Annotated in this window: 26 protein-coding genes; 16 read left to right on the top strand and 10 right to left on the bottom strand. The window is 72.9% G+C overall.

Annotated elements, in window-relative coordinates; all coding sequences use genetic code 11:
* The first annotated feature begins 124 nt into the window (after window positions 1–124).
* The gene (locus HNR10_RS18035; protein ID WP_179825082.1) at window positions 125–1087 is read left to right on the top strand and encodes a nucleoside hydrolase; all 963 of its coding nucleotides are present in this window, start codon (window positions 125–127) and stop codon (window positions 1085–1087) included.
* A 40-nt stretch (window positions 1088–1127) separates the two neighbouring features.
* Here HNR10_RS18035 and HNR10_RS18030 read toward each other — a convergent pair whose 3' ends face one another.
* Both HNR10_RS18030 and HNR10_RS18025 read right to left on the bottom strand, forming a co-directional pair.
* On the bottom strand, window positions 1128–1577 hold the full coding sequence (locus tag HNR10_RS18030) for a GreA/GreB family elongation factor (RefSeq protein ID WP_179825081.1): 450 nt from the start codon (window positions 1575–1577) through the stop codon (window positions 1128–1130).
* A gap of 75 nt (window positions 1578–1652) precedes the next feature.
* The gene (locus HNR10_RS18025; protein WP_179825080.1) at window positions 1653–2921 is read right to left on the bottom strand and encodes an NAD(P)/FAD-dependent oxidoreductase; all 1269 of its coding nucleotides are present in this window, start codon (window positions 2919–2921) and stop codon (window positions 1653–1655) included.
* A 142-nt stretch (window positions 2922–3063) separates the two neighbouring features.
* Here HNR10_RS18025 and HNR10_RS18020 point away from each other — a divergent pair, with 142 nt between their 5' ends.
* A complete protein-coding gene (locus HNR10_RS18020) occupies window positions 3064–4626 on the top strand; it encodes a PucR family transcriptional regulator (RefSeq protein ID WP_179825079.1) in 1563 nt (520 codons plus the stop codon).
* Window positions 4627–4714: 88 nt separating this feature from the next.
* Here HNR10_RS18020 and HNR10_RS18015 read toward each other — a convergent pair whose 3' ends face one another.
* Window positions 4715–5332 carry a DUF47 domain-containing protein gene (locus HNR10_RS18015; protein ID WP_053616805.1) on the bottom strand — a complete coding sequence of 206 codons (618 nt, stop codon included), beginning with the start codon at window positions 5330–5332 and terminating at the stop codon, window positions 4715–4717.
* A gap of 595 nt (window positions 5333–5927) precedes the next feature.
* On the opposite strand from HNR10_RS18015, the gene HNR10_RS18010 reads away from it, so the two are divergent.
* The 3 genes from HNR10_RS18010 (at window position 5928) to purM (ending at window position 9086) form a co-directional block, all read left to right on the top strand.
* Window positions 5928–6404 carry a sterol carrier family protein gene (locus tag HNR10_RS18010; RefSeq protein ID WP_179825073.1) on the top strand — a complete coding sequence of 159 codons (477 nt, stop codon included), beginning with the start codon at window positions 5928–5930 and terminating at the stop codon, window positions 6402–6404.
* A gap of 9 nt (window positions 6405–6413) precedes the next feature.
* Entirely contained in the window at window positions 6414–7904 is a 1491-nt protein-coding gene (gene purF / locus HNR10_RS18005) for an amidophosphoribosyltransferase (RefSeq protein WP_179825071.1), read from the top strand.
* A gap of 117 nt (window positions 7905–8021) precedes the next feature.
* Window positions 8022–9086, top strand: a complete 1065-nt coding sequence (gene purM, locus HNR10_RS18000) for a phosphoribosylformylglycinamidine cyclo-ligase (protein ID WP_179825069.1) — start codon at window positions 8022–8024, stop codon at window positions 9084–9086.
* 225 nt (window positions 9087–9311) lie between these two features.
* Here the strand turns inward: purM and HNR10_RS17995 are convergent, their stop codons facing one another.
* Window positions 9312–9539 carry a DUF3073 domain-containing protein gene (locus HNR10_RS17995; protein ID WP_179825067.1) on the bottom strand — a complete coding sequence of 76 codons (228 nt, stop codon included), beginning with the start codon at window positions 9537–9539 and terminating at the stop codon, window positions 9312–9314.
* A 251-nt stretch (window positions 9540–9790) separates the two neighbouring features.
* Here HNR10_RS17995 and HNR10_RS17990 point away from each other — a divergent pair, with 251 nt between their 5' ends.
* Together HNR10_RS17990 and bldC are read left to right on the top strand one after the other, a co-directional pair.
* Window positions 9791–10624, top strand: coding sequence for a hypothetical protein (locus HNR10_RS17990; protein ID WP_312889328.1), 834 nt, complete (start codon window positions 9791–9793; stop codon window positions 10622–10624).
* A gap of 707 nt (window positions 10625–11331) precedes the next feature.
* Window positions 11332–11535: a developmental transcriptional regulator BldC gene (bldC, locus tag HNR10_RS17985; protein WP_013155387.1), complete on the top strand. Its 204-nt coding sequence runs from the start codon at window positions 11332–11334 to the stop codon at window positions 11533–11535.
* A gap of 220 nt (window positions 11536–11755) precedes the next feature.
* Here the strand turns inward: bldC and HNR10_RS17980 are convergent, their stop codons facing one another.
* Both HNR10_RS17980 and HNR10_RS17975 read right to left on the bottom strand, forming a co-directional pair.
* Complete coding sequence (locus HNR10_RS17980) at window positions 11756–13096, bottom strand: hypothetical protein (protein WP_312889327.1); 1341 nt, start codon at window positions 13094–13096, stop codon at window positions 11756–11758.
* Window positions 13097–13435: 339 nt separating this feature from the next.
* The gene (locus HNR10_RS17975; protein WP_179825061.1) at window positions 13436–14638 is read right to left on the bottom strand and encodes an LPXTG cell wall anchor domain-containing protein; all 1203 of its coding nucleotides are present in this window, start codon (window positions 14636–14638) and stop codon (window positions 13436–13438) included.
* 756 nt (window positions 14639–15394) lie between these two features.
* On the opposite strand from HNR10_RS17975, the gene HNR10_RS17970 reads away from it, so the two are divergent.
* The 4 genes from HNR10_RS17970 (at window position 15395) to HNR10_RS17955 (ending at window position 18578) form a co-directional block, all read left to right on the top strand.
* Window positions 15395–16327 (top strand): N-acetylmuramoyl-L-alanine amidase, encoded by a 933-nt coding sequence (locus tag HNR10_RS17970; RefSeq protein WP_179825059.1) that lies wholly within the window; start codon window positions 15395–15397, stop codon window positions 16325–16327.
* Between the two features lie 80 nt (window positions 16328–16407).
* On the top strand, window positions 16408–16728 hold the full coding sequence (locus HNR10_RS17965; protein ID WP_179825057.1) for a hypothetical protein: 321 nt from the start codon (window positions 16408–16410) through the stop codon (window positions 16726–16728).
* Between the two features lie 28 nt (window positions 16729–16756).
* The gene (locus HNR10_RS17960; RefSeq protein ID WP_179825055.1) at window positions 16757–17503 is read left to right on the top strand and encodes a DivIVA domain-containing protein; all 747 of its coding nucleotides are present in this window, start codon (window positions 16757–16759) and stop codon (window positions 17501–17503) included.
* Between the two features lie 124 nt (window positions 17504–17627).
* Window positions 17628–18578, top strand: a complete 951-nt coding sequence (locus HNR10_RS17955) for a M48 family metallopeptidase (protein WP_246406284.1) — start codon at window positions 17628–17630, stop codon at window positions 18576–18578.
* A 92-nt stretch (window positions 18579–18670) separates the two neighbouring features.
* Here HNR10_RS17955 and HNR10_RS17950 read toward each other — a convergent pair whose 3' ends face one another.
* Window positions 18671–19288, bottom strand: coding sequence for a TetR/AcrR family transcriptional regulator (locus HNR10_RS17950; protein ID WP_312889326.1), 618 nt, complete (start codon window positions 19286–19288; stop codon window positions 18671–18673).
* A gap of 113 nt (window positions 19289–19401) precedes the next feature.
* Between HNR10_RS17950 and HNR10_RS17945 the strand changes: the two genes are divergently transcribed.
* Together HNR10_RS17945 and HNR10_RS17940 are read left to right on the top strand one after the other, a co-directional pair.
* On the top strand, window positions 19402–20352 hold the full coding sequence (locus HNR10_RS17945) for an NAD(P)-dependent alcohol dehydrogenase (protein ID WP_179825053.1): 951 nt from the start codon (window positions 19402–19404) through the stop codon (window positions 20350–20352).
* 176 nt (window positions 20353–20528) lie between these two features.
* Window positions 20529–20789, top strand: coding sequence for a DUF6504 family protein (locus HNR10_RS17940; protein WP_053616814.1), 261 nt, complete (start codon window positions 20529–20531; stop codon window positions 20787–20789).
* 94 nt (window positions 20790–20883) lie between these two features.
* On the opposite strand, the gene HNR10_RS17935 is transcribed toward HNR10_RS17940, so the two are convergent.
* On the bottom strand, window positions 20884–21354 hold the full coding sequence (locus tag HNR10_RS17935; protein WP_179825052.1) for an NUDIX hydrolase: 471 nt from the start codon (window positions 21352–21354) through the stop codon (window positions 20884–20886).
* Between the two features lie 67 nt (window positions 21355–21421).
* Window positions 21422–22354 carry an alpha/beta fold hydrolase gene (locus HNR10_RS17930; protein ID WP_179825051.1) on the bottom strand — a complete coding sequence of 311 codons (933 nt, stop codon included), beginning with the start codon at window positions 22352–22354 and terminating at the stop codon, window positions 21422–21424.
* Window positions 22355–22439: 85 nt separating this feature from the next.
* Between HNR10_RS17930 and HNR10_RS17925 the strand changes: the two genes are divergently transcribed.
* Both HNR10_RS17925 and HNR10_RS17920 read left to right on the top strand, forming a co-directional pair.
* Window positions 22440–23027 (top strand): CGNR zinc finger domain-containing protein, encoded by a 588-nt coding sequence (locus tag HNR10_RS17925; protein ID WP_179825050.1) that lies wholly within the window; start codon window positions 22440–22442, stop codon window positions 23025–23027.
* A gap of 34 nt (window positions 23028–23061) precedes the next feature.
* The gene (locus HNR10_RS17920; RefSeq protein ID WP_179825045.1) at window positions 23062–23619 is read left to right on the top strand and encodes a hypothetical protein; all 558 of its coding nucleotides are present in this window, start codon (window positions 23062–23064) and stop codon (window positions 23617–23619) included.
* Between the two features lie 45 nt (window positions 23620–23664).
* Here HNR10_RS17920 and HNR10_RS17915 read toward each other — a convergent pair whose 3' ends face one another.
* Window positions 23665–24255, bottom strand: a complete 591-nt coding sequence (locus HNR10_RS17915) for a GNAT family N-acetyltransferase (protein ID WP_179825043.1) — start codon at window positions 24253–24255, stop codon at window positions 23665–23667.
* Between the two features lie 127 nt (window positions 24256–24382).
* On the opposite strand from HNR10_RS17915, the gene HNR10_RS17910 reads away from it, so the two are divergent.
* Window positions 24383–25606 carry an ROK family transcriptional regulator gene (locus tag HNR10_RS17910; RefSeq protein WP_312889325.1) on the top strand — a complete coding sequence of 408 codons (1224 nt, stop codon included), beginning with the start codon at window positions 24383–24385 and terminating at the stop codon, window positions 25604–25606.
* Window positions 25607–25636: the final 30 nt, after the last annotated feature.

Here is a 25636-nt window from a genome sequence, read left to right as displayed (position 1 = left end):
GAGCGTGCGCGACCGGTGATGGGTGGGCCGCTTCGGGTAACCCCAGGTCAGAGCTGCGGCCCCGAGGTGGGACGGGGCCCGCGTTCCGGTAGGTTCTCAGGAGTCCGACCGTGAGGAGCTCCCCGTGCCCGTACCCCTGGTGATCGACACCGACACCGCCCAGGACGACTGCGTCGCCCTCCTGGTCGGACTGCTGGACCCCGCGGCCGACCTGCGCGCCGTCACCATGGTGGCCGGGAACGTGGGCTTCGACCAGCAGGTGCGCAACGCCTTCCTCACGCTCAACGTCGCGGACCGCGACGTCCCGGTCCACCTCGGCTGCCGCGCGCCCCTCATGCGCCCCTGGGTGAGCGCGGAGAACGTCCACGGAGACGGCTCCGGCGGGCTGCGGATGGACCAGACCGGGCTGGAGCCCGAGGCCGAGCACGCGGTGGACGCGCTGATCCGCCTGGCCGCCGAGCACCCGGGCGAGCTGTCGGTCGTGGCGATCGGCCCGCTGACCAACATCGCGATGGCCGCGGCCAAGGACCCCGCCTTCGTGCGCAACGTGGGCGCGCTCTACGTCATGGGCGGCTCCAACAACGCGCGCGGCAACATCACGGCCGCCGCGGAGTTCAACTTCTACGTCGACCCCGAGGCCGCCAAGGCCGTCTTCGCGGCGGGCTTCGAGGTCACGGTGGTCCCGTGGGACCCGCTCACGCTGCGCGACGCGGTGTTCGGGCAGGAGCGGCTGGACGCGATCTCCGCCCTGGGCACGCCGCTGTCCGACTTCTTCACCCGGGTGTGCGCGCCCACGCTGGAGTTCGACCGCAGCGTGGGCATCGACGGCACGACCCACCCCGACTCCCTCACCGCCGCCGTGCTGCTCCACCCGGAGCTGGTCCTGCGCACCGGCCGCTACCACGTGGACGTGGAGACGGCGGGCGAGCTGACCCGCGGCTACTCGGCGATGTCGTGGGGCGTGCACGGCCTGGAGCCCAACGCGACGGTGGTCGAGGCGGTCGACGCGGAGGCCTTCCACACCTACCTCAGGGACCTCCTGGCCACCCCGACCACCCCCGCCCGGACGATTTCGCACACCGCCTGACCCCGCGGCCGCGGCCGCCCACGACGGGCGGCCCCGCGGGTCAGTCGCGGTAGGGAACGGCCTCGACGAGGGTGACGCTCACGGTCCTGCCGTTGGGGACCTTGTAGGAGCGCTCCTCCCCGCGGGCGGCGCCCAGCAGGGCACGCCCCAGGGGCGACTCCGGTGAGTAGACGCTCATCTCCTCCCCCGACACACCCTCGCGGGCGCCGAGCAGGAAGGTGTCGGTGTCGGGGTCGTCCGCGTAGCGGACGGTCAGGACCATGCCGGGCTCGGCGACACCGTCGTCCGGCGGGGCCTGACCGATGACGGCGTCCCGGAGCAGTTCCTCGATCCTGTGGATACGCGCCTCACGGGCGTCGGGGCCCTCGACGAGGTGGATCCCCATGCTCTCGGCCTCGGCGGGGTCCGCCGTGCCCCGGAGGACCGCCAGCTCCACGGTGAGCCGGCGGTGGGCACCCGGAGTGATCCAGACGCGGCTGTCGTTGGGCATCATGCTTCTCCCTTGGGAAGAGGAAGGGCGCCCGGCCGACGGTTCGGCGGGGCGCCCGGTGGACGGGTCGTTCGTTCACCGGAGTGGGTCGAAGGGGCGTAGCGCCTCGGGCGGGCGGCCCGTGGCGACCGCCCGGGCCAGCAGGCGGCCGGTGGCCGGACCCTGGGTGAAGCCCCACATGCCATGTCCGCCGGCCACGTACAGGCCGGGGACACGCGTCCCACCGATGAGCGGGAGACCGTCCGCGGTGACCGGGCGCGAGCCCACCCATGGGTCGGTGCGGCCGACCAGGTCGACCCCGGTCAGGTAGGGCTGCGCCGAGGAGGCGATCGCCGAGATCCGCCCCTCCGTAATCGGGGCCTCGATGTCGCGGAACTCCATGGTTCCGGCGACCCGCAGACCCTCCGCCAGCGGTGTGCAGGCGACTCTGGCCTCCGGCAGGTAGAGCGGCCCGGGGACCGGTGTGTCGGTCGGCACGGTGAAGCTGTACCCGCGGCCCGCCCGCAGTGGGACGGTGACGCCCCAGGGGCGGCCCTGGCGGCCGAGCCAGGCGCCGGTGGCGACCACCACGGCGTCCGCCGCCTCGGTCTCACCGTGCGCGGAGTGGAGGCGCAGACCGTCCCCGCGCGCCTCCACCCCGGTCACCCGGAACCCCTCGACGACGCTGCCCCCGCGGGAGCGCACGGCGTCGGCCAGCGCGTGGGTGAACAGCCCCGGATGAACGTGGCGCTGGTCGTCGATCCGGACACCGGCGCGGACGGTGTCCGAGACGAACGGGCTCTGTGCCCGGACGGCGTCCCGGTCCAGCGCGGCGTAGGACAGCGGGAGCCCCGAGGCCCGCATCCGCTCCAGCTCCGCGAGCAGGTGGGCGGCGCGTCTCTCGCTGCCGAACAGCGCGGTGACCGGCGCGTCCTCGATCTTGGGCCCGTCCTGCAGGCCCACGCCCGCCTCGACGAGTTCGGTGAAGGCGTCCAGGCTCACGGAGCTGAGCGGTGTGTTGCCGATCAGCGCCCGTTCCCAGGCCGAGCGGCGACTGTTGAACGCGAAGGCGCCCAGGAAGCCGAGCAGCCCGGTGTCGGTGGTCGGCGGGATGGACAGCGGGGACGTCGGGTCCAGGACCGCACGCACGCCGTGGCCGAGGACCGACGGGTCGTTGAGCGGAATGGTCAGTCCGGGCGCGATCCAGCCGGCGTTCCCCCACGAGGCGCCGGAGGAGACCGTGTCCCGTTCGACCACCGTGACCCCGATCCCGTACCGCTGGAGGAACCAGGCGGTCGACAGACCCACGATCCCGGCGCCGACGACGCTGACGGTACGCGGAGCCTCCGCGCCCTTCCCGGCCATGGCCTCTCCCTGTGCACGACGACGCGAGGGCACGGTCGCCCTCTGTCACCAAAGTGTGCCCTGGAACCCCGGGCCGCCCGTTGTCCGTTCCGGACAATCTCGGCCTACGCTGAAGTCAGTTCGAGACAACAGGGGGAGCGCTGTGGTCCTTGTGGACCGGTTGGTCACCATCCTCGGTACCTATGGCACCCGGTTGGTCGGGTCGCGCCCCGCCCCGGGCACGGTTCTGCGCGGGGTGGCCCTGCACGACCCCGGCTCTCCCGGCCGGGAGGAGGGGGACATCCTCCTGGCCGTGGGCGTGAACGACCCCTCGCTCGCGGTGGAGCTGGCCGTGCGCGCCGGCGCGGTGGCGGTGCTGGTGCGCCCCGCGGGGTCCGCCGGGGTCCACGAGAACACCGAGGCCGCCGCGAACGCGCGCGAGCGGGGCGTGGCCCTGTTGGTCGTGGACTCCTCGGTGTCCTGGGGGCAGGTGGCCGGTGTGGTCTACGGGCTGGTGCTGGAGGGCGGCGAGACCGAGGCGGGGCGCGGCCCGGCCGACCTGCCCGCCCTCGCGGACACCATCTCGGAGCGGGTGGACGGGCCGGTGACCATCGAGGATCCGCGTTATCGGCTCCTGGCCTACTCGCAGCGGCAGACGGACTCGGACCGCGCCCGGTTGGACACCATCCTGGGACGCCGGGTCTCGGACGAGCTCCAGCGCCACATGGAGCGCACGGGGGTGACCGCGCACCTGGAGTCCTCCGCCGAACCGCTGCACCTGCCCCCGGAGCCGGCTCTGGGGCTGGGTGGGCGCACCACGGTGGCCGTGCGTGTGGGCCGCGAGTTCCTCGGTTCCCTGTGGGTCGTGTGCGATCGGCCCCTGGGAGAGGAGCGCTCCGCGCTGCTGGCCGAGGGGGCGCGGACCGTGGCCCTGCACATGCTGCGTACCAGGGTGAGCGCGGATCTGGAGCGGCAGGTGGAGTCCGACCTGGTGAGCCGCTTGTTGGAGAGCGCCATGGACCCCACCGAAGCGGCGGGGAGACTGGGCCTGGCCGCGACGCCGCACCGGGTGCTGGCGTTGCAGGCGCACACCCCTGACGAACGCCACGCCGCCACCCTGATGACGTTCGAGCGGGCCACCACCGGCTTCGGCTGGTCGCGCCCCGGCCGGAGCACGGTGTTCGGCAGCACCGTGTACACCGTGCTGCCGTGCGGACCCGATCCGGCTCCCGCCCGTGAGTGGCTGACCGCGACCACCCGGGGGCTGCCCCCGCACGTGACGGTGCACGCCGGTATCGGCGGTCCGGCGGATCTGGCGCGGTTGCCGTCCAGCCGCCGCGAGGCCGACGAGTGCCTCGCGCTGCACGCCTCCCGGCCCGGTGGCGCGGACCGCCCGGTGCCGGCCTACGACGAGTCCTGGGACGAGGTGCTGGTGCACCGGCTGCGCATGGCGTCGTCGTCCGGGCGCCGGCCCGCCGACGGACCGGTCGCCGACCTGGTCGCGCACGACGCCGGGCACGGCACCCGGTACACGGAGACGCTGCGCGCCTGGTTGGGCGCTCTGGGGGACCCGAACGAGGCCGCCCGGGAGCTCGGAGTGCACCCGAACACCATCCGGCACCGGATGCGCCGGATGGCGGGGGTCGCCTCGCTCGACCTGGACAGCCCCCGCGCCCGGTTGGCGCTGGCCATCGCCCTGGAGGCGTACGCGGAACCGTCCGCGTGAACGCCGGGGGTCCTCCGTCCGGGCGACGTCGGACGGTACGTCCGCGAACGGCGCCCGGACCCGGCTCGCGGGAGCCGGGCCGGCGGCGTCAGCTGTTCTTGACGACGATCGTCTCGACGGTGTTGGCGACGTGCTCGAAGGCGTCCGCGGCCGTCTCCAGCTCCTCGATGACGTCCTTGAGCTTGAGGACGGTCAGGGCGTCGTACTCGCCGCCGAACAGGCGGGCCAGGAGCTTGCGGTAGATGCGGTCGGCCTGGTTCTCCAGCTGGTTGATCTCGATCCAGTACCGGGTGAGGTCCTGGAGGGTCCGGAGCCGGGGCATCGCCTCGGCTGTGAGCTCCGCGGCGCGTTCGAGCACCTCGATCTGGTCGATGATGCCCTTGGGCAGCCGCTCCAGTCCGTACAGACCGATCAGGTCGACGGCGGCCTCCATGGAGTCCATGACGTCGTCCAGGTTGGACGCGAGGCGGTAGATGTCCTCCCGGTGGATGGGAGGTGCCGAGCTCTTGTTGAGCCGACGCATGATGGCGTGGGTCGCGTCATCGCCCGCGTGCTCGCAGGCACGCATCTTCTCGGTGATGGCCTCTCGGTCGGCCCCGTCGCTCATCAGCTCCACCAGCAGGCGGGCCGCGATGACCAGGTTGTTCGCCGAGTCGGTGAACATCTCGTAGTAACTGTCATCACGCGGGCGCAAGCGCAGGCGCACGTCGTTCTCCCGATGGTGCGGTGGTCTTCCTTGGTGGATGTTAAGGGCGCTGACCAGCTGGACCAGCTCGACAGCACGAGGCGGCGCGGCTTCTACCCCGAGGGGGAGCGGGGCACTCCGCGCCGGGTCACCCCTTGTTCATCTGTCGATGTCCGTGCGCGGAACTCGATGGCACACGGGTTCCATCGCAATCCTCCCAATCTCAACAACACCGGGACGCATCGGGACGCTACCGTCTCGCGCCCGCGCTGGCCACCGGTGCGCTGAGACAGGAATCACCCAATCGTGCGGACAAGGTAGGACCGGTCCCCCCGGTCCGTCCGATGTCCACCTTCGGTCCATTCCCCCGCAATGACAAGTCCTAGTCGAGTTAACCCGATCGTTCGCGGCCCGTGATCCTGGACACCACCCGACCTGCGACGGCCGCACGCCGACCGGGCCGCCCCCGACCTGGGTGAGCGATCACACTCCGGCGTGCCCCCTCTGGAGTTCGACCATGCCCACCCGTCACCCGCCACCGCCCGAGAACCGCTCCGCGGCACAGCGGGCCTCCCTCAACGGACGCCTCCGGCGATCGGCGGCCTAAGGTGCGAACATGCCCTCTGCGATGACCGCGAGCGCGGTGCGCCGGCTGCGCGCCGCCCTGGACGACCAGCTCGACGCACTCGGCGAACCGCCCTTCCAGGGCGGGGACGAGGAGGCCGCGGCCGCCTGCGCCGTGGCCGTCCTGCGCTCCCCCGAGCCCCTGCGCCCCGCGGTCAAGGCCGCCGTGCGCGCCACCCTGGCCGTCCTCTCCGACCGTGCGCCCGGCAACAGCCTGGAGGTCCGCGTGCCGCCCTACGGGGCCGTCCAGGCGGTCGAGGGGCCCCGGCACACCCGGGGAACCCCGCCCGGCGTCGTGGAGACCGATCCCACGACCTGGCTGCGGCTGGCGACCGGCCTGACCACCTGGGACGAGGCCCTCGCCGAGCACCGCGTCCAGGCCAGCGGGGCCCGCTCCGACCTGTCCGAACTCCTCCCGTTGTGGTCGGATCATCCCCCGGGTGGTCCCGACTCCGGGACCAGGCACTAAGCTGTGGGTGTGTCGTACTCCGACGGCCGGCTCTCCATGGACCACGATCCGCTCGAACGCGGCCCGCAGGACGCCTGCGGTGTATTCGGGGTCTGGGCTCCCGGCGAAGAAGTCAGCAAGCTCACCTACTTCGGCCTCTACGCGCTGCAACACCGCGGTCAGGAATCCGCGGGCATCGCACTGAGCGACGGGGAACGGATCGTCGTCTACAAGGACATGGGACTCGTCTCCCAGGTCTTCAACGAGGCGACCCTGGACTCCCTGCGCGGCGATCTCGCGATCGGCCACTGCCGCTATTCCACGACCGGCTCGCCGGTGTGGGAGAACGCGCAGCCCACCTTCTACTCCGCGCGGGAGGGGGGCCTGGCGCTCGGCCACAACGGCAACCTGATCAACACCCCGGAGCTGGCGGCGATGCTGCCGGACTCCCGCAGGGGCGCCACCACGGACACCGAGGTGCTCACCAACCTGCTGGCGGACTACGCCAACGGCGAGGGACGCACCATGGAGCAGGCGGCCCGCGAGCTCCTGCCCAAGGTCCAGGGCGCCTACTCCCTGGTGTTCATGGACGAGCACACGCTCTACGCCGCGCGTGACCCGCAGGGCATCCGTCCGTTCGTGCTCGGCCGCCTGGGCGAGACCTCCGGCGCCGGCGGCTGGGTGGTCGCCAGCGAGACCGCCGCCCTGGACATCGTGGGCGCGACCATGGTCCGCGAGATCGAGCCGGGCGAGCTGCTCACCATCGACGAGCGCGGCGTGCGCTCCCAGCGCTTCGCCCCCGCCCAGCGCAAGGGCTGCCTGTTCGAGTACGTCTACCTGGCACGCCCCGACACCACCATCGCCGGGCGCAACGTCAACTCCACCCGGGTGGAGGTCGGCCGCCGGCTGGCCAAGCAGCACCCCGTGGAGGCCGACCTGGTCATCCCCGTTCCCGAGTCCGGCACTCCCGCCGCGGTCGGCTACGCGGAGGCCAGCGGCATCCCGTTCGCCCAGGGCCTGGTGAAGAACTCCTACGTCGGGCGCACCTTCATCCAGCCCAGCCAGACCCTGCGCCAGCTGGGCATCCGGCTGAAGCTGAACCCGCTGCGCGAGGTCATCCAGGGCCGCCGCCTGGTCGTCGTGGACGACTCCATCGTGCGCGGCAACACCCAGCGCGCCCTGGTGCGGATGCTGCGCGACGCGGGGGCCGCCGAGGTGCACGTGCGCATCTCCAGCCCGCCCGTCCTGTGGCCCTGCTACTACGGCATCGACTTCGCCACCCGGGCCGAGCTCATCGCGGCGAACCTGTCCGTGGACGAGATCGCCGAGTCGGTGAACGCCGACTCCCTGGCCTACGTCGACCTGGACGAGCTCATCGCCGCCTCCGAGGTGCCCAAGAACGAGCTCTGCCGGGCCTGCTTCGACGGCGTGTACCCGATCGAGGTCGACGCGGACTCCCGGGGCAAGTTCCTGCTGGAGAAGTCCTGCGGCACGCCTTCGACGAAGCTGGCCACCAAGTAACGAGCCGTGCGGCGGAGCGGCGCCCGGCGCCGACCCGCCGCGTCGGGCTCCGGCGTGCCCTGGGAGGGGAGCACCGGGCCCGTACCACCACCCGAACACAGCACGAGGAGAACTCGCGTGGCAGCCGACAGCACAGGGGCGACGGGCGCGTACGCGGCCGCGGGCGTCGACATCGCCGCCGGTGAGCGCGCCGTCGACTTGATGAAGCGCCATGTCGCGCGGACCCGGCGGCCCGAGCAGGTCACCGACGCCAGCGGCTTCGCCGGCCTGTTCCGCCTGGACACGGCCAAGTACAAGGACCCCGTCCTGGCGACCTCCACCGACGGCGTGGGCACCAAGGTGATGCTCGCCCAGGCGATGGACCGGCACGACACCATCGGTATCGACCTGGTGGGGATGGTCGTCGACGACCTCGTCGTCAGCGGGGCCGAGCCGCTGTTCATGACCGACTACGTGGCCTGCGGGACCGTGGTCCCCGAGCGCATCGCGGAGATCGTCGGCGGGATCGCCGAGGGCTGCGCCCAGGCCGGCTGTGCGCTGATCGGCGGGGAGACCGCCGAGCACCCGGGCGCCATGGAGGCCGACGAGTACGACCTGGCGGGCGCGGGCACCGGAGTGGTGGAGGGCGACGCCATCCTGGGCCCGGACCGGGTGCGCGAGGGCGACGCGGTCATCGCGATGGCCTCGTCGGGACCGCACTCCAACGGCTACTCGCTGATCCGCCACATCGTGGACCGGGCCGGGCTCGACCTGCGCGCGCACGTCCCCGAGCTGGACGGGGTCCTCGGAGAGGTCCTGCTCACACCGACCCGCGTGTACGCCAAGGACTGCGTGGCCCTCACCGCGGAGGTCGAGGTGCACGCCTACTCGCACGTGACGGGCGGCGGTCTGGCCGCGAACCTGGCGCGTTCCCTGCCCGGCCACCTGGACGCGCGGCTGGACCGCTCGACCTGGACGCCGGCTCCCGTGTTCGGCTACCTGGCCGAGAAGGGGGACGTGGCCCGCGAGGACATGGAGGCCACCTTCAACATGGGTGTGGGCATGGTGGCGATCGTCTCGGCGGAGGACGCCGAACGCGCCCTGGCGGTGCTCGCCGAACGCGGTGCCACGGCATGGCGGCTCGGCGACGTGGTGCCCGGTGCCGGCCAGGCGAACCTGACCGGCGACCACCCCGACGCGTGACGGGCGGGACACCGCGCCGGAGTCGTCCGCCATGTTCGCGCCCTCCCCACGGATCCGCCCCGGTGGGCGGTGGTGGGGGGAGGGCGCGAACATAGCCGGTGCGAACCACGAGCGTGGTTCGCACCGGCTATATCCACCTGTCCGCCGCTGCCTCGGTTGAGTCAGCGGAAGTCACAGGTCAGCGGTTGTTGTCCGAGCGACCTGAAAGTACCCGACCGACGACTTCTACTTGTCGGAGTCCGAGTACTTGTCGGCTAGATCCGCGTAACGGTCGACCAGATCGTCCTGAGGATCTCCATAGGAGTCGTCCGGACCCGACGGCCCGGAGGGAGACCCCTCGTCCTCAGCGACACCCAGCTCCGACCGCAGCCGATCAAGGTCGGTCCCGCCGGAGCTGTACTTGAGCTTCCGGGCGACCTTCTGCTGCTTGGCCTTGGCTCGGCCGCGCCCCATTGGCTCGACCCCCTCAACGATTGGGTTCCGACGAACCCCAGATCACTTACTAACCCGCACTATCGGGCTGACGGCCGTCAAACGCGACTGACGACAGGCGCCAGCTTACGTACACGTACAACCGTACCTGGTCGGGCCCCGCCGTGCCTACGCCACCCGGGTGTGACGGGTGTGGTCCGCGACCGATCCCCGCGTACGGCCAGGGGAATTCGGTGGGTGCCACCCACCACGATATGTGCCACGATGCGATCGTGCTGCCCTACACCGCCTACCTTCGCGTCTACCAGCCGATCGATGCCTTCCCGGTACGCGACCGTCGGTACTGGGAGGAGTACTCCATGTCCTCGGAGCGGCCGCGCCGGATCAACGCGCTGTCCGCCGAGCACACCGCGAGCCTGCACCGACTCATCGCGACCCCGCCCGTGGTGGCCCCTGAACAGGAGAGCGGGGACGCCTACCTGCGCCGGGTCAACGAGCGCCTGTACGTGTGCCCCTGGCAGACCAGGCTGCGCTCCTGGCGCGCCTTCACCGAGTTCACGAACGCGACCCCGGTGGCGGTCAGCGAGGCCTTCGTACCCCTCCCCGAGGCGGAACGGGTGGAGGAGGACTACCAGGAGTGGAAGGGGGCGGGGGGCCAGGTGCGCCCGGGCATCCTGTCGAGCAACTGGACCATCCCGGTGGCGTGGTTCGTGCCCTTCGAGGAGCGCGAGCGGTGCCTGGTGCTGTCGGCCAACTCCACCCGGACGCTGCTGTACCTGACGCGGACCTCCATGGCCAGGCGGCGGCTGGAGCACACCGTGGCGGTGCTGCGGGAGCACCTCGGCGCGCACGCGGTGTCGGCGTCGACCGAGCAGCTGGTCGACTGGCTGTCGCTGACCGCGCACCCGAACTCGCTGCTGGAGCTGGACTACGGCGGGCTGCCCCACCTGCTCAGCGACGACCACCTGAGCGAAGACCACTCCGTGGGCGAGGTCTCGGCCGCCGTGGAGGCGCTGGCCAAGGGCGACACCGAGACCGTCACGACGCTGCGCCGGCGCATCACGCGGCGCTGGAGGTCGGTGCGTGCCCTGGAGCACGCCAACTGAGGGTCATCGGTTCCTCAGGATTTCGCGGACACATGGGGGCCGTCTGTCGTGGAAAATCCGCGCCGCCGACCGGGCGCCACGCCGTGTCGCAACCTGGTACACCAGGTTTCTTCGGGTTCGTCTCCGGACTTTCCGCACGTGACAACGGTGCGAGTCCGGACGCGTGCGGTGCACGACATCAAGCAGCGTGAAACTGGGCATAACGGCCGATAGGGATCGGCCTAGACTGTAGCCGACCGATCACTGACCGCACTCTGTGTCACGACGAAACCCCTTGCCACGCCGGGGATCCGCGTGGCTCCGCCCGCCACCCGGGGGCGACGGGACTCCCGCCCGACGCCCCACCGCTCCTCCTCCCACACCACGGTTGACCAGGGACGCCACCGCCGACGCCCGCCTCCGGGGGAGGGGTTTCGGTCAAGCTCACGTAGCACTTCGGACTCTCCGCATCGAGAAAAACGAGGCCGGAGAACGAAGTTTTGACCGAATACGCCACATGCCACTAAACGTGTCGCTAGAATCACTTAGCGTGACGCGGCCACGGGCGGCTTTCTTTGGCCTCCCACGTGCAAAGTTGCTTGGAGTGGTCGCACAATCACCTCGGGTGATGCCAATATAGACCTAGAGGAAATATTGGACATCCGGGTCAAGTGCCAGGATGAAGGCTCAAGGATCGGCACACAGATCCAGGAGGAGAGGCCGTACACATGTCAACTCGCACGCCCGAGGCGGAGCCCCTGTTGACCCCCGCCGAGGTTGCCACCATGTTCCGCGTGGACCCCAAGACCGTGACACGCTGGGCCAAGGCGGGCAAGCTGACCTCGATCCGCACCTTGGGCGGACACCGTCGCTACCGCGAAACTGAGGTCCGCGCCCTGCTGGCCGGAATCCCCAGCCAGCGTACGGAGTGATCTCCCCGGTCTGTGCCGATTCCGGGGGGAACGGCCGGACGTACTCCGGCTGAAACAACGAAGTTCGGGCGGCGCGAGGCCGGGCGGAGAGGCCCGGGTGAAAGTCGGCCAGAGCAGTGCGAGGGCGGGTCTTCCGACAACGAAGACCCGCCCTGTTCGTTCACTCCCGGTCACAGGACTATCGACGGAGCGTGTACGGGAGCCCGGTGGCGCGGGCCCCTCAGTCCTCGATCTGGTCGTCCAGGGCGGTGGTGCGCTTGCGGGCCAGGAAGGTCGCGGCCGCACCGCCGCCGACCGCCACGACGGCCGCGGTCACCAGGGCCGCCAGCGAGCTTCCGGTCGTCGCCAGCCGGTTGTCGGTCGCGGCCGGCGTGGTGCTGGGGCTCGGGCTCGGGCTCGGATCGGCGGACCGGTCCGTGGGCCCGGGTGCTCCCACGGCGTCCCCGAAGGTGGAGCCCAGCGCCCAGGCGTCGGCGAAGTCCACGCCGAGCACGTCCTCCTCGTCGTCGCCGACCTGGATCCACACGGTCAGTGCCGTGCGCACGCCCTCCCCGGTCCAGTCCTCGTCCTGGTCGTCGAAGGTCGCCTCCGTGGCCTCGAACCGGACGCTCACGGGCACGGTCTCCAGGACCTCGCCGTCCTCGCCCAGAACCTCCAGGGTGTCGTCCACGGTGACGCCCTCGGCGTCCACGGGCCCCACGGGGACCCCGAACGCGGTCAGGTCGCCGTGTTCGAGGGAGGCCTCCGTCGAGCCGTCGAAATCGGCGTCGGCCGTGCCGGTCACGTCGGCGAGCGTGAACTCGACCGAGTTGTCGCTCCCGGAGGCGGTCCTGGAGTTGCTCTCGTCCAGCACGACGACGTCGTCGCCGGTGCTCGCGGGGCTCGCGGTGCCCGTGCCGTCGCTCGGAGAGGCGCTGGGCGAGGCCGACTCCGCGGAGGGCGACGAGGAGGGCTCCCGCAGGGTCTCCTCCTCCGGGGCCTCGGGCTCCGGCCCGCTCTCCTCGGCGATGACCGGCCCGTCTGCGTCGTCGCCGGTCCCGTCCTGGGTACCGGGGGAGCGCTCGGTGCCGGGGTCGCGCTCGGGGTCGGAGGCGGCGTCGGAGTCGGAGTCGGACTCCGAGGCCGTGACCGGCGGGGGGCTCTCCGGCGCGCTGGGGCTCGCGGACGGCGGTGCCGCGCCGTCCGGGAGGTCGAGCAGGCCGAGGGCGGCGAGGTCGTGCACGCCGAGACGGACGATCGCGCTGTCCACGGTCGACCGGGCGCTCGCTCCGTCGCCGTCGACCACGGCGCTGCTCCCGCCCCGCACCAGGGCGTGCTCGGCCAACGGGCCGAAGAGGGTCTCGGCCCGGACGTTCTCCTCGGTGTCCCCTCCGAAGCCGACGACGGTGGAGTAGCCGGTGACGAGGTCGCCGTCGGCCACCCAGGACTGGGCGTGGCCCCACACCAGCGGGGTCGCGTCGGCGGTGGCGGGGGCCGCCGAGGCGGCGCCGAGCACGCCCAGGGCCGCGAACAGGGTGCCTCCGGCGAGGAGGCGTCGGGCGGACGGTCTGTGGGGGGTCACCACTTCGCTCCTGTTGCGTCTGGGGGATGGTCCGGTCGGCATGCTCGTGCCGTGAGCGGTGCCCGCGGCACGGGAGGGGTCCTCCTCCCGGTGCGGGCCCGGACTGCCGGGGTACCGGAGTGCCCACCGCGAGCCTAGTCGGTGGGCCACCGCACGGGAAGCGGTCCGCCACGGTCCGCCACGGATCGGTTCCTGTGTCTACTAGGGCCTAACGCGGCTCCCACCCCCGGGAGTTCCGCGGCCCGCCCGCGGGCGGCGAAAAGGCCCCGGGACGCGAAAAGGCCCCGGGGAACTCGTCCCCGGGGCCGCGTCAGGCCGTCAGGCCCTCAGCTCGGACTCTCAGCCCTCGCCGTTCTCCTCGGCGGTGGCGGCGGTCTTCTTGCGACGGGCCAGGAAGGCGGCGGCGCCACCCCCGACGGCGATCGCCGCGCCGGCGCCGATCAGGCCGATGACCGGGGAACCGGTCTGGGGCAGGGGCTCGACCGACTTGGGCTCGGGCGCCTCCTCCTCGGGCTCCTCGTCACGGGCCGGCGGGTTCTGCTCGTCGCCGTCACCGGGCTCCTCGCCACCGGGGTTCTCGCCACCGGGCTCGCCGTCCTCGACGGTGGCCACGGCCGCGGCGGTGGTGCCGAGGTAGTAGGTGACCTGGGCCTCCTCGACCGTGAAGGTCACGTAGAGGTCGGTGATGCCGTCGTTCCAGGTGACGCCGTCGTCCTCGAAGGCCTCCACGTAGTGGACGGGGTAGACCGACGCGCCGCCCTCGGAGGAACCGGGGTTGAGCGAGTAGTCGACGTCGCCGTCCCAGGACTGGGTGGTGGTGACGCTCGCACCGGAGACGCTGACGTCGGCGATCAGGTCACCGTTCGCGCTGACGGTGGTGGAGTTCTCCTCGTCCAGGGTGACGACCTCGGTGGTCTCCTCGGACGCGGTCTCCGTCGTCGGGGCCGTGGTCGGCTCCGGGTCCTGGGTCTCGGCGTCGTCGCCCTCGCCCTCGGGGGCCGGGGTCTGCTCCGGGGTCTCGCCCTCGGTGTCGTCGCCCTCGCCCTCGGCGGGGGTCTCGGTCGGCTCGGGGCTCTCGTCGTCGCCCTCGGCGTCGTCCGCACCGTCGGTCGGGGCGTCGGACTCCTCCGGGGTCTCGCCCTCGGTCTCGTCGTCGTCCTCGTCCTCGATGGGCTCGGTGGGCTCCGGGGCCTCCTCTTCGGGAAGCTCGTCGAAGCAGTCCTGCGTGAGCTTGATGCTCGCGCTGTTGATCACCGTGGTGGCGGTCACGCCACTGGCGTTGACCGTCGCGGTGGTCTCGGCGTCGAGGGAGAAGCAGTCGTCCACCTGAATGACGCCGCCGGTGGCGTCGGAGGCGGAGCCCGACTGGGTGACGTCGGTCATCGCCTCGGCGGCGCCGCCCGTGGCGGTGGCGTAGCCCCAGCCGTAGGTGGTGTCGGCGGCGGCCGGCATGGCGGCGGCGATGCTGAGCGCACCGAAGGCGGCGAAGGTGGCGCCGCCCTGCGCGATGCGGCGCGCGGAGAATCGGGGACTGATCTTCAAGGTCATCCTCATTCGGATCAATCCAGCCCGTGCTGGACAGGCTGGCCTGGCCGCACTCCGCCTCCTCGGGACGCGGGGAGATCCGCGAGGTCCGGAGCAGCTGACCCAGGGGCTGGTAGGGGGATGACAGGCGCCGCGAGGGGCCTCTGCCAACCGGAAGCGGAAGCGCACCAGTCCCAGGACAGTGGGACTCGTCAACCAAGAGTGGGACCGCGTCCCGCTTCCAGAAAGTACCTTAACCGTAAAACAAAGTCCGCATCATCCGATATGTGATGACAAATGGGTAACACTGAGGGAATGGATCACCCTGCGCAACCGAACCATTTCTGCGGGATTTTTTTCGCCTGCCTGTCAACCCGGATTCGGGATGCGCGTCCGAGAAGGGGGCGCGCCTCGACGGAGTGGCCCGCCCACCGCACCGCAGGTGACCCGGCTGGGGAGTGAGGGGCGACCGCACCCGGAGGACACTCCTGCCCCGTACCGTTACCAGAACTCCCGCTCCGGAGAATGGTCGCCCGAACGGCGGAACGCCCGCGCCGAATGACCGGGCCTACCGGCCGCCACGCTCCGCATCCGTGGAATTCCGGTGGATTTCACACCATTCGGCGTCAACCGGAACGCGTCCTGACGCGTCACCGGCCCGGTGCGCCCCCGGCCACCGGGGGTCGGTCCCGGTCGCGGTGCAGGGCCAGGGCGTGTTCGGTGGGTGCCGATCGCGACGGGCGGCGCCCGCCGAACATGCCCTAGGTTGTGGGCATGCCCGCCTCCGTACCGCCGGGGCCCCGGAGCCGTGCCGTCCGCGCCCTGTCACTCGTCGCCCTGACCACCACCGTCCTGCTCGCCACCGCGTGCGCGAGCGGGTCCGGTGCCGCACCCGAGGGCGACCCGACCGCGGCGATCCCCCTGCCCGGCCCCGACGACGGCGACCAGGGCGCCGACACCGGTCCCGACACGTCCGGGGGTTCCGGGGACGACGCCGAGCCGCCCGACGGCGCGGGGACCGACGAGACCCCGGCCGGCGACGGCCCCCTCGGCACCCGGGTGGTCCTCATCGACCCCGGGCACAACGGCGGCAACGCCGAGGCCGCCGACGAGATCAGCGAACTCGTCTCCGCCGGCCCCGAGCGCAAGGCCTGCGACACCGTGGGTTCGGAGACCGGGGACGGCTACGCCGAGCACGAGTTCAACTGGGAACTGTCCCTGCTGGTCAAGGAGCGGTTGGAGGCGGACGGCGCCACGGTCGTCCTCACCCGGGACGACAACGAGAGCGTCGGTCCCTGCATCGACGAACGCGCCGCGATCGGCAACGAGGCCGAGGCCGACGCGGCCGTGTCCATCCACGCCGACGGCGCCCCTCCGTCGGGCCGCGGCTTCCACGTGATCGCCCCCGGAGAGGTCGACGGCTTCACCGAGGACATCGTGGAGCCCTCGCGGCTGCTCGCCGAGGACCTGCGGCGCGAGTACCGGGAGGGCTCCGGCATGCCCTACGCCGACTACCTCTCCGGTGACGGCCTCGACGAGCGCACCGACCTGGGCGGCCTCAACCTGTCCACCGTGCCCAAGGTGTTCCTGGAGGCGGGGAACCTGCGCAACGAGGAGGACGCCGCGCTCCTGTCCGACCCGGAGTGGCAGGAGACGGCGGCCGACGCGATCGCGCGCGGACTGGCCGTCTACCTCATGCGCGAGTGAACCGGGCACGGACGACCGCTCCCGGCCACAACCGCCGTCATCCCTGGCGAGCGCGAGGGGTCTCGGCCATAATGCCCTGCATGAGCTCCCCCGTACCCCCGCGCGTCCCCGCGATCGACGTCGTCCTGCGCGGGTTCGACCGCCGACAGGTCGACGACCTCGTGGACCGCGCCAACGTCACGCTGACCACGCTGACCGGCGTCCCCGCCTTCACCGACGCCGCCGTGCCCGTCCCCGGGTTCCCGGAGCGCCGCCCGCCGGAGCCGATCAGCGCCGCCGAACTGCGGGAGTCCTCGCTGGACGTGACCCTGCGGGGGTACGACAGGAGCCAGGTCGTCGACGTGCTCAGCGACCTCGCCGACCGGATCACCGAAGCCGAATCACGCGGTGACCGGGGATGACCCCCCGTCGAACCACGTGAACTGCACAATGGGGACCATGCCTCTGACACCGGCGGACATCCGCAACAAGAAGTTCCATACGGTGCGTCTGCGCCCGGGTTACAACGAGGAGGACGTCGACGCCCTGCTCGACCGGATAGAGGCGACGCTCGTCGCCCTGGAGGGCGGGCCCCGCCGCGGTCCCCTCCTCACGGCCGACGACGTGCGCAACTCCCGGTTCCGGACCACGCGGCTCAGCCCGGGGTACCGGGAGGACGAGGTGGACGACTTCCTCGACGTCGTGGTCGCCGACCTGGTCGGACGCGGGCTCGGCCGGCCCGCGAGCCCGCCGCTGCCGGGCCGGCCCGGCATGACCGGTCCGGGGCAGGGCGGACCGATGGGCCAGGGCGGACCGATGGGGCCCGGCGGCCCGCCCGCGGCGCCGTCCCAGCACGACCCGACCGGCCCGCAGCGCCCAGGAACGCCGCCGCCCCACGGCGGGCCGCAGTACCAGCGCCCGCCGATGACTCCGCGCGACATCCGGGAACAGCAGTTCGCGACCACGCGGCTGACCACCGGCTACAACGAACAGGAGGTCGACGACTTCCTGGACCGGGCCGAGTTCACGCTCGACGTGCTGCTCCAGGGGCGGCCGGAGCGGGCGACGCTGTCGGCCGCCGAGGTGGAGCGGGTGCAGTTCGCGACGACGCGGGCCCGCCCGGGGTACGACCCCGCCCAGGTGGACCGGTTCCTGGACGTGCTCGCGGAGGAGTTGCGGCGCTACGAGGGGCACTGACCGGCACGCGCCCTGACACGCCGTCGCCCGACAACACCATCCCAAGGGAAGCGGAACGTAATATTCAGCTACAGAGTGTAGCCGAATCGCCATGAGCGCGACCCGCGACCTGAGGGGAGGCACGATGTCACACGCGATACCCCCGCAGGGCCACGCCACCTGTTCGACCCACGGGGCGCACGGCTGCTCCGCGACGTCCGGCAGGGGGGCGCACGCGCACGGTGGGCCGGGACCGCGGACCTCGCACGGCCACACGGACCCGTCGCGCTCCCTGGACGCCGACGAGGAGCTGCTCCCCGCGCCCGCGCACCCGTGGGAGGTGCCGCTGCTGGTCGTGTGCTCGGTGGTGAACCTGGTGGTGGTCGCGGCGTTCGCGTACGCCGTGTGGTCGGTGTCGGGTTCGCCCTGGTGGACGGCCGGAGCGTCGGCGGCGGTGCCCGTGGGGCTCTGGGCGGCCCGGGGGCTGCGCTACGCCCGCCAGCGCGCGGAGTCGGTGAAGATCTCGCCCACCCAGTTCCCCGAGGCCTACCGGATGGTGGCGTCCCTGTCCGTCGGCATGGGCCTGAGCCGGGTCCCGGAGGCGTACGTGCGGGCGGGCGGCGAGCACTGGGCGGCACGGACGGACGCCGGGGGGCACCGGTTGCACCGGTACCTGGTGCTGCCGAACGACCTGTTCGAGGTCGGCGAGCGGCTGCGCGACCCGGACGCGGTGGCGTTCCTGATCGCCCACCAGCTCGGCCACGTCGCCGCCGGGCACACGGGCTTCTGGCGCCGGCTGGCGACTCTGGGCGCCCACCTCGTGCCGGGACTGGGCGCGGCCCTGTCCCGGACCATGGAGTACACGGCGGACAACCACGCCTTCACGCACTGCCCGCAGGGCGTGCACGCGGTCCGGCTGCATGCCGGGGGCAAGCACCTGTACGCGCGCGTCAACATGGGCGAGATGGCCGACCGCGCCCGCACCGACCGGGGGCTGTCGCTGCTGGTGTACCACCTGCTCAGCCGCCGCCCGAGCAACACCCGCCGGATGGCCGCGCTCCGCGACCGCGCCCGCCGCGGCCGCGTCTTCCTCTGACCCGGCCCGGGACACCGCGCGGGGTCCGTGCGGGGGCGCGGAGCCGGCGCGGGACACGCCGTGGCGGAACCCGGGCGCCCGTGGGGACCGGCTCAGTCCGTACCGCGGAAGGACCGCACGAAGTGCGTCACGGTCCGCTGGGCCGCCCAACCGGCCCGTTCCGTGTCCGGTTCGGCGGCCACTGCCGCCGCCACGGCGACCCTGGCCAGGCCCAGGTCCCGAGCGGTGACCGCCGACCTGATCAGTCCGCCCTCCCGCGCGCGCAGCAGGAGCCCGGCCAGCGCGGCGTCGACGCGCTCCTCCAGCTCCCGCGCCCGGTCGGCGAAGCGCTCCCGGTGATCCGGCGCGCACGCGCGCGTGGCGACCGTCTCGGCGGCGACCACGCGCAGGGCGCGCTCCAGCGCCAGGTCGGCCGGAACCGTCCGCTCCAGGTCCCGGAAGCAGGCCATCAGGTCGTCCGCGGCCCGCTCGGCCAGGTCCGCCACGAGAACCTCTCGGCCGGGGAAGCGCCGATGGACGGTGGCGACCGAGACCCCGGCGTGGCGGGCCACGCTCCGCGTGGTCGCGTCCAGACCCCGGTCACGGAAGACCTCGCGCGCGGCCCGCAGCACGCCGAGCCGGTTGCGCCGGGCGTCCCGCCTCAGTCCGGGAGGCCCTTGGGGCTCGGCCCCGGCGTGGATCTGCGCGTCCTCGGCCACGTCTGGTCTCACTTTCCCGTCGTCGGGATGGGCGGTCGGAGGGTCCGGGTTGTCCAGGTCGGCACCGGACACCTCCGGTGAGAACGGACGGACGCGGCGGATACTTCCCCGCACGAGGAGGAACCATGCGCGCAGCGCGCTACGACCGCTACGGGGGACCCGAGGTCCTGGATGTCGTCGACGGGCTCGCGACGCCCCCGGTGGGGGACACCGATGTCCGGGTGCGGGTGTCCGCCGCCGCCGTCGGCGGCGGCGAGGCCCCCATCCGCGCCGGACGGCTGCGCCACGTGTTGCGCCAGCGCCTCCCGGCCGGGACGGGTGTCGACTTCGTGGGGACCGTCGCGGAGGCGGGGCCCTCCGTCACCCGCGCGAACGTCGGCGACCTGGTGTGGGGCGTGCTGCCGCACGGCACCTTCGGGGCCGTCGCCGAGTCGGTCGTCGTGCCCCAGGACCGCGTCGCTGCGGCCCCGCGCTCGGTCCCGCCCCAGGAGGCCGCCGCGTTGCCGGCCTCGGGCACGACCGCGCTGCACGCCCTGACCCGCCGGGTGCGCCTGCGCCCGGGACAGCGGCTGCTGGTGCGCGGGGCCGCCGGGGGCGTGGGGGTGGTCGCCGTGCAGCTCGGCGCCGCCCTGGGCGCGCGGGTCACCGCACTGGCCGGAGCGGACCACCTGTCCTGGTTGCGCGGACTGGGCGCCCATGAGGCCTTCGACTACCGCGGCACCCGTCTCGATGACCTGGGGCGGTTCGACGTGGTCGTCGACCTGGTCGGCACGCGGATGTCCCAGGTGAGGGGCCGACTCGACCGAGGGGGCGCGCTGTTCCCGCTCGCCCTGGACCCGGGCCGGCCGATCCGGGCGGCCCTGTGGGTCCTGGCGAGCGGCCTGGACAGGCGCACGCGCCTCATCGCGTTCAGCAACGACCCGTCACCGCGGGAACTGGAGGAACTGGCCGCGCTCGTGGACGAGGGCACGATCGCCCCCATGGTCGACTCCGTGCTGGCGATGGACGATATCGCCCTGGCCCACCGCATGCTCGAACGCGGCGGGGTGCGGGGCAAGGTCGTCGTGACGCCCTGACCGGGCACCGCCATGGCGTGAGGGACCGGCGGGGTCCGCGCGGGGGCGCGGAGCCGGCGCGGGACACGCCGTGGCGGAACCCGGGCGCCCGTGGGGACCGGCTCTAGGGTGTTGGCACCCGGCGGGGACGCGAGGGGACTTGACGAGGTCGAACACATGTTCGATAAACTGTGCGAGTGAGTCTCCTGAACGAACAGATCGACGTCCGCTCCACCCACGGTGGGAACCCCGCCCAGTTCACCTGGCGCGGCCACACGTTCCGGGTCCGCCGGGTCATCGGCGACTGGCCCGCTCGCGCCGAGTCGCCCGGCGCCCCCGCGACCCAGGTCCACCTGCTCCGCGTCTCGGCGGAGTCGGAGGCGGGACACCCCAGCATCATCGACATCACCAGGGACGCCGCCTCCGACACCTGGACCATGCGGCGCCAGTGGCAGTGACCGGCCGCCGCGCCCCCGCTCACGGCGGACGGCCCGCGCGGCCCACCGCGCGGGCCGTCCGCCGTGAGCGGGGGCGCGGCGGCCCGGGGAGCCGTCAGAGCACGAAGTAGGGCTCGACCCGGTTCTCGCGGGCGTGGCGGATGCGCTCCAGGATGCGCGGGGGCATCTCCGGCAGGTCGTCGGGGGCGAACCACCGCGCGTCGAGCGACTCGTCGCCGACCGGACCCGGGCTCCCGCCCACGGCGCGGCACCGGAAGGCCAGGTCGAGCATCTGGACGCGGTCGCCGTTGGGGTAGGTGAAGGGTTCCGCGGACACCACGCTGACCAGGCGCTCCACCTCGGCCTTCACGCCGGTCTCCTCCCACACCTCCCGGACCACGGCCCGGGCGGGCTGCTCACCCGGCTCCAGGATCCCGCCCGGCGTGCACCAGCGGCCGTCGTCGGTGCGCTGGTGCAGCAGGACGCGGCCGCCGTCGTCCAAGACCACGCCCGTCACCCCCACGAGGGGCAGGAGGTCGTGGCCGATGCGTCGGCGGAGTTCGAGTACGAAGTCTGGGACCGGCATGGTCCGAAGGCTAGTGGGTGTCCGGCGCACACCCGCGCCGCCGCGCGACGCCCCGGCCGGTCCGCGTTCACCGGTCGGTCCGGTCGATCCGGTCGAGGAAGTCCGACACCAGCGGCGCGATCTCCGGCAGCTTCTCCTCTAGCGCGAAGTGCCCCGTCTCCAGCAGGTGCAGTTCCGCGTCGGGGAGGTCGCGCAGGTAGGCGCGGGCGCCGGGCTCGGGGAAGAAGGGGTCGCCCACGCCCCACGTGATCAGTGCGGGCGGCCGGTGCTCGCGCAGCCAGGCCTGCCAGTCCGGGTAGGCGGCGATGTTGGAGCGGTAGTCGTAGGCCAGGGACAACTGGGCCTCCGCGCGGCCCGGGAGGTCGAGGAAGTACTGGTCCAGCAGCCATCCCTCCGGCGCGACGAGCGCCGGATCGCCGGTGCCGCCCTCGTACTGCGCGCGCGTCGCCGCCGGCGTGAACAGGTCCCGGATGGTCTTCTCGGCGCCCGGGGTGTCGGGTGTGAGCGCGGTGAACGCGCGCGCCGCCTCCGACAGGCCCTCGGCGTAGGCGTTGCCGTTCTGTACGACCAGGCCCGCGATCCACTCCGGGTGCCGCAGGGCCAGCCGGAAGCCCACCGGCGCACCGAAGTCGAACATGTACACCGCGAAGCGCGTGAGTCCCAGGGCGCGCACGAAGCCCTCGGTGACGTCCGCGAGGCGGTCGAAGGTGTAGTCGAAGCCCGCCGGCGCCCCGGTGTGCCCGAAACCGGGGTAGTCGGGCGCGATCAGGCGGTGGCGGGAGCCCAGCGCGTCGATGAGGCGGCGGAACTGGTGGGAGGCGGAGGGGAATCCGTGCAGCAGGAGCAGGACGGGCGCGTCGGCGCGGTCGGGCACGGACTCGCGGTAGAAGACGTCGACGCCGTCCACCTCGATCCGGCGGTGCACCGTACGGGCGGGCACGGCGACGGCGGGGGCGGCGGAGTCGGGGGCGGAGTCGGGGCGAGAGTACGACGGCGTCATCTCACATGCCTCTTTCTAAGGAAGATGCATTAGTTCTAGCCCACCCCCTTCTAATTCGTCAATGGCCGGATGTAGCGTTAGCCAGGTGAGTGAGGACATCCCCCTGACCGGAGAGCCGCTGGCCCTCGACCTGGTCAACACCCGCCCCGCCGGGCCCGAGGGCCGCCACGACCTGCTCGCCACCCCCGAGCAGCTCTCCGCGTGGCTCGCCCTCCAGACCGCCCGGCTGCCCGGACTCGTCCCCGACACCGACCCCACGCCCGACGACCTGCCGCCCGTCCACGCCGTGCGCCGGCACACCGAGGAGACCGTTCGCGCCCTCATGCGCGGTGCCGCGCCGCCCCCGTGCTCGCTGCACGCCCTCAACGGCGCGCAGCGCACCGCGCCCGCCGTCCGCGCGCTCGTCTGGGACGGACGGGAACTCACCTTCACCCGTCAGCGCCCCGGACCGCTCGGCGTCCGGCTCGCCACGCTGCTGGCCGAGGCCGCCGTCGACCTGCTCACGGACCCGTCCGTGGCCCGGGTGCGCGAGTGCGAGGCCGAGGACTGCGTGATGCTCTTCCTCCCCGCGCATCCGCGGCGGCGCTGGTGCTCGCCGAGCCGGTGCGGCAACCGGGCACGCGTGGCGCGCTACTACCAGCGGCACAAGGCCCCGGGGAACCCGCGGGCCTGATCCGGCGTCCGTTCCATCGAGCGAGAGGACGGGAATGGCGCGTGGAAGGGACCGGCGCGGGGTGCGGCGGCCCGCGTGGGCGGAGCACCTGGAGGCGACGGGCGCGGAGATCGACGGTCCGCTCGAACGGATCGAGGAGGAGTGGACCCGCACCGGCGGGCTGACCGCCCTGGTCGTCGGCCTCACCGGCGCGACCGCGCGGCCCGTGTCCGGCCCGGCGGCGCAGGACCCGGAACGCCTGGCCCGCCGCGTGTACGCCGAGTCCCCATCGAGCGCCGACGTCCGGATCACCAAGGTCCGGCACGTGCGGCACGCCTGGTACGACGACCTCTTCCGGGGCCTCGTCGAACGGAACGCCGCGTGGCGGCGCCCGGCCGGCCCCGGGACCGGCCGCGAGGACCCGGCCGCGTCGCTGCGCAGGGCGGTCGACGACCTCGCGCTGGAGGTCGAACTCGGGTTCGGGGAGGTCCGGCGGGCCTACCGGATCACCGGATCGGCCGGTCGCCGCTGCGAGTACGACTTCGCCTGGGTGGACCACCTGCTGCTCACGGACGGGTGGGCGGCCGTGCTGCACGTCGGCGAACTCGACTGAGGGCGCTCGGCCCCGCGCGGTCCGCGGCCCCGCGACCGCTCCCGCTCAGGCGTCGGCGCCGCGCTCCGCGCGGCGGCGGGCGTGCTCCCCGGCCAGGACCGACATCAGGACCGTGTCGTGCCACCGGCCGTCCCAGCGCAGGTGGCTCCGCCAGACCCCCTCACGCACGAAGCCCGACCTGGCGTAGGACTTCTGGGCGTTGACGTTGAACGCGAACACCTGGAGGGCGACGCGGTGCAGCCCCGCCGTGCCGAACGCGTAGTCCAGGACCAGGTCGGTCGCCTCCGTGCCGTACCCCCGGCCGGTCAGCGCCATGTCCCGCAGCGTGATCCGGTAGTCGGCCGCCGCGTTGTCCGGATCCAGGTCGATGAGCGCGCACTCCCCCACCACCGTGCCGCCCTCGCGTTCGAGGATCGCCCAGTCGGCGCGGTCGTGCTGGTCCGGGCGCGTGGCGAACCAGTCGCGCAGCACCTCCGGAGTGAACCGCTGGTGCGTGCCGGTGAGCCTGCGCACCACCGGGTCCATGTCGACGTAGTCGTCGACGAGGGCCGCGCCGTTCTCCCCGTCGAGGGGTTCCAGGCGGACTCGGCAGCCGGTCAGCACGGGCTGTTCGCGGAACACGTCGGGGGGCACCATGTCCGGGATCCAAGCAGGCGGCCCCGCGCCCGGGCAACCGGTTTTCCTTACGCCCTGTACGATCCGGGCACAGCGCCCGGTGCGCCTCGGCGGGGAGGAAAGAGGGGGAACCGTGTCGACGGGTTCGGTGAGTTTCCAGACGGTCCGGGAGACCAACCTGGGCGTGGTGCTCCGCACGGTGCGCGCCATGGCGCCCTGTTCGCGGGCCGCGGTCGCCTCGGCCACGGGGCTGAACAAGACCACCGTGTCCAGCCTGGTCTCCGATCTGATCTCCCGCGGACTGGTCCGCGAGACCGGCGTGACCGCCGAGCACCGCGTGGGGCGCCCCGGGGTGATGCTGGCCCTGGACGAGACCTCGATGGCGGCGATCGGCGTGGAGGTGAACGTCGACTACCTGTCGGTGGTCGCCGTCGACCTCCTCACCCACGACCTCCTCACCAGGCACGTTCCCTTCGACGCCCGCTCGGCGGGCCCCGACGAGTGCGTCCGGCAGATCGCCGCCACGGTACGGGAGACCATGGACGGCCCGGAGCTGAGCGGACGGACGGTCGTCGGCGTGAGCCTGGCCGTGCCCGGCCTCATCGACACCGCCACCGGGACGGTCAGACGCGCCCCCAACCTCGGCTGGGTCGAGGTGCCGCTCCGGGACCTCGTCCGCGACCTGCTCCCGGACCCCGGCCTGCCCGTGCAGGTGGACAACGACGCCAACCTCGGCGCGCTGGCCGAGTACCTCACCGGGTCCTTCGCCCGCACACCCGACCTGGTCTACCTGACGGGCGAGGTCGGCATCGGCGCCGGCCTGGTGACCGGCGGCGAGCTCCTGCGCGGCACCGGCGGCTTCGCCGGGGAGATCGGCCACGTGCCGCTGACCGAGGAGGGTCCCGCGTGCGCGTGCGGGCGGCGCGGCTGCCTGGAGGCGCTGGCCGGAATCGATCCGATCCTGCGCGAGGCCGTGCCCGACCGCGTCCCCGACCGCTTCCTCTCGGCCAGCGACATCACCGCGCTCGTGGCCGTCGCGGTGGAGCGCGCCACGGCGGGCGACGCCACCGCGGTGGACGCCTTCGAGCGGGCCGGGACGTGGCTGGGCCGGGGCGTGGCGATGCTGGCCAACGTGGTCAACCCGCGGGTGGTCGTCCTCGGCGGCTACTTCGTGCCGATGGGCCCGTGGCTGCTGCCGAACTGCCGGGCGACGGCGTCGGCGGACGTGTTCGCGCCCGACGCGGGCGGCTGCCGGGTGGAGCTGTCGTCCCTGGGGCTCAGCGCGGCGGCCCGGGGCGGGGCGGCGGCGATGGTCCACGCGCTCGACGCCGGACTGCTGCCGCTGCCCGCGCCCCGGGTCCGCGCCGGGTGATCCCGGCGGGAGAAGCCCCCGGCCCGGCCG

Origin of the sequence: Nocardiopsis aegyptia (genome assembly GCF_013410755.1) — a bacterium.
In the GTDB taxonomy this organism is placed as follows: domain Bacteria; phylum Actinomycetota; class Actinomycetes; order Streptosporangiales; family Streptosporangiaceae; genus Nocardiopsis; species Nocardiopsis aegyptia.
The sequence above is the reverse complement of the archived record's forward strand: the minus strand, read 5'-3'. Positions and strand labels throughout refer to the sequence as shown.

What these genes read in the sequence shown, in the direction of transcription:
- HNR10_RS17995 (WP_179825067.1), bottom strand. Translation starts at nt 9,539, where the DNA reads ATGGGGCGCGGCCGAGCCAAGGCCAAGCAGCAGAAGGTCGCCCGGAAG.
- HNR10_RS17970 (WP_179825059.1), top strand. Translation starts at nt 15,395, where the DNA reads ATGCCCGCCTCCGTACCGCCGGGGCCCCGGAGCCGTGCCGTCCGCGCC.
- HNR10_RS17935 (WP_179825052.1), bottom strand. Translation starts at nt 21,354, where the DNA reads ATGCCGGTCCCAGACTTCGTACTCGAACTCCGCCGACGCATCGGCCAC.
- HNR10_RS17960 (WP_179825055.1), top strand. Translation starts at nt 16,757, where the DNA reads ATGGGGACCATGCCTCTGACACCGGCGGACATCCGCAACAAGAAGTTC.
- bldC (WP_013155387.1), top strand. Translation starts at nt 11,332, where the DNA reads ATGTCAACTCGCACGCCCGAGGCGGAGCCCCTGTTGACCCCCGCCGAG.
- HNR10_RS17965 (WP_179825057.1), top strand. Translation starts at nt 16,408, where the DNA reads ATGAGCTCCCCCGTACCCCCGCGCGTCCCCGCGATCGACGTCGTCCTG.
- HNR10_RS17920 (WP_179825045.1), top strand. Translation starts at nt 23,062, where the DNA reads ATGGCGCGTGGAAGGGACCGGCGCGGGGTGCGGCGGCCCGCGTGGGCG.
- HNR10_RS17915 (WP_179825043.1), bottom strand. Translation starts at nt 24,255, where the DNA reads ATGGTGCCCCCCGACGTGTTCCGCGAACAGCCCGTGCTGACCGGCTGC.
- HNR10_RS18025 (WP_179825080.1), bottom strand. Translation starts at nt 2,921, where the DNA reads ATGGCCGGGAAGGGCGCGGAGGCTCCGCGTACCGTCAGCGTCGTCGGC.
- HNR10_RS17955 (WP_246406284.1), top strand. Translation starts at nt 17,628, where the DNA reads ATGTCACACGCGATACCCCCGCAGGGCCACGCCACCTGTTCGACCCAC.
- HNR10_RS18010 (WP_179825073.1), top strand. Translation starts at nt 5,928, where the DNA reads ATGCCCTCTGCGATGACCGCGAGCGCGGTGCGCCGGCTGCGCGCCGCC.
- HNR10_RS18030 (WP_179825081.1), bottom strand. Translation starts at nt 1,577, where the DNA reads ATGCCCAACGACAGCCGCGTCTGGATCACTCCGGGTGCCCACCGCCGG.
- HNR10_RS17945 (WP_179825053.1), top strand. Translation starts at nt 19,402, where the DNA reads ATGCGCGCAGCGCGCTACGACCGCTACGGGGGACCCGAGGTCCTGGAT.
- HNR10_RS17930 (WP_179825051.1), bottom strand. Translation starts at nt 22,354, where the DNA reads ATGACGCCGTCGTACTCTCGCCCCGACTCCGCCCCCGACTCCGCCGCC.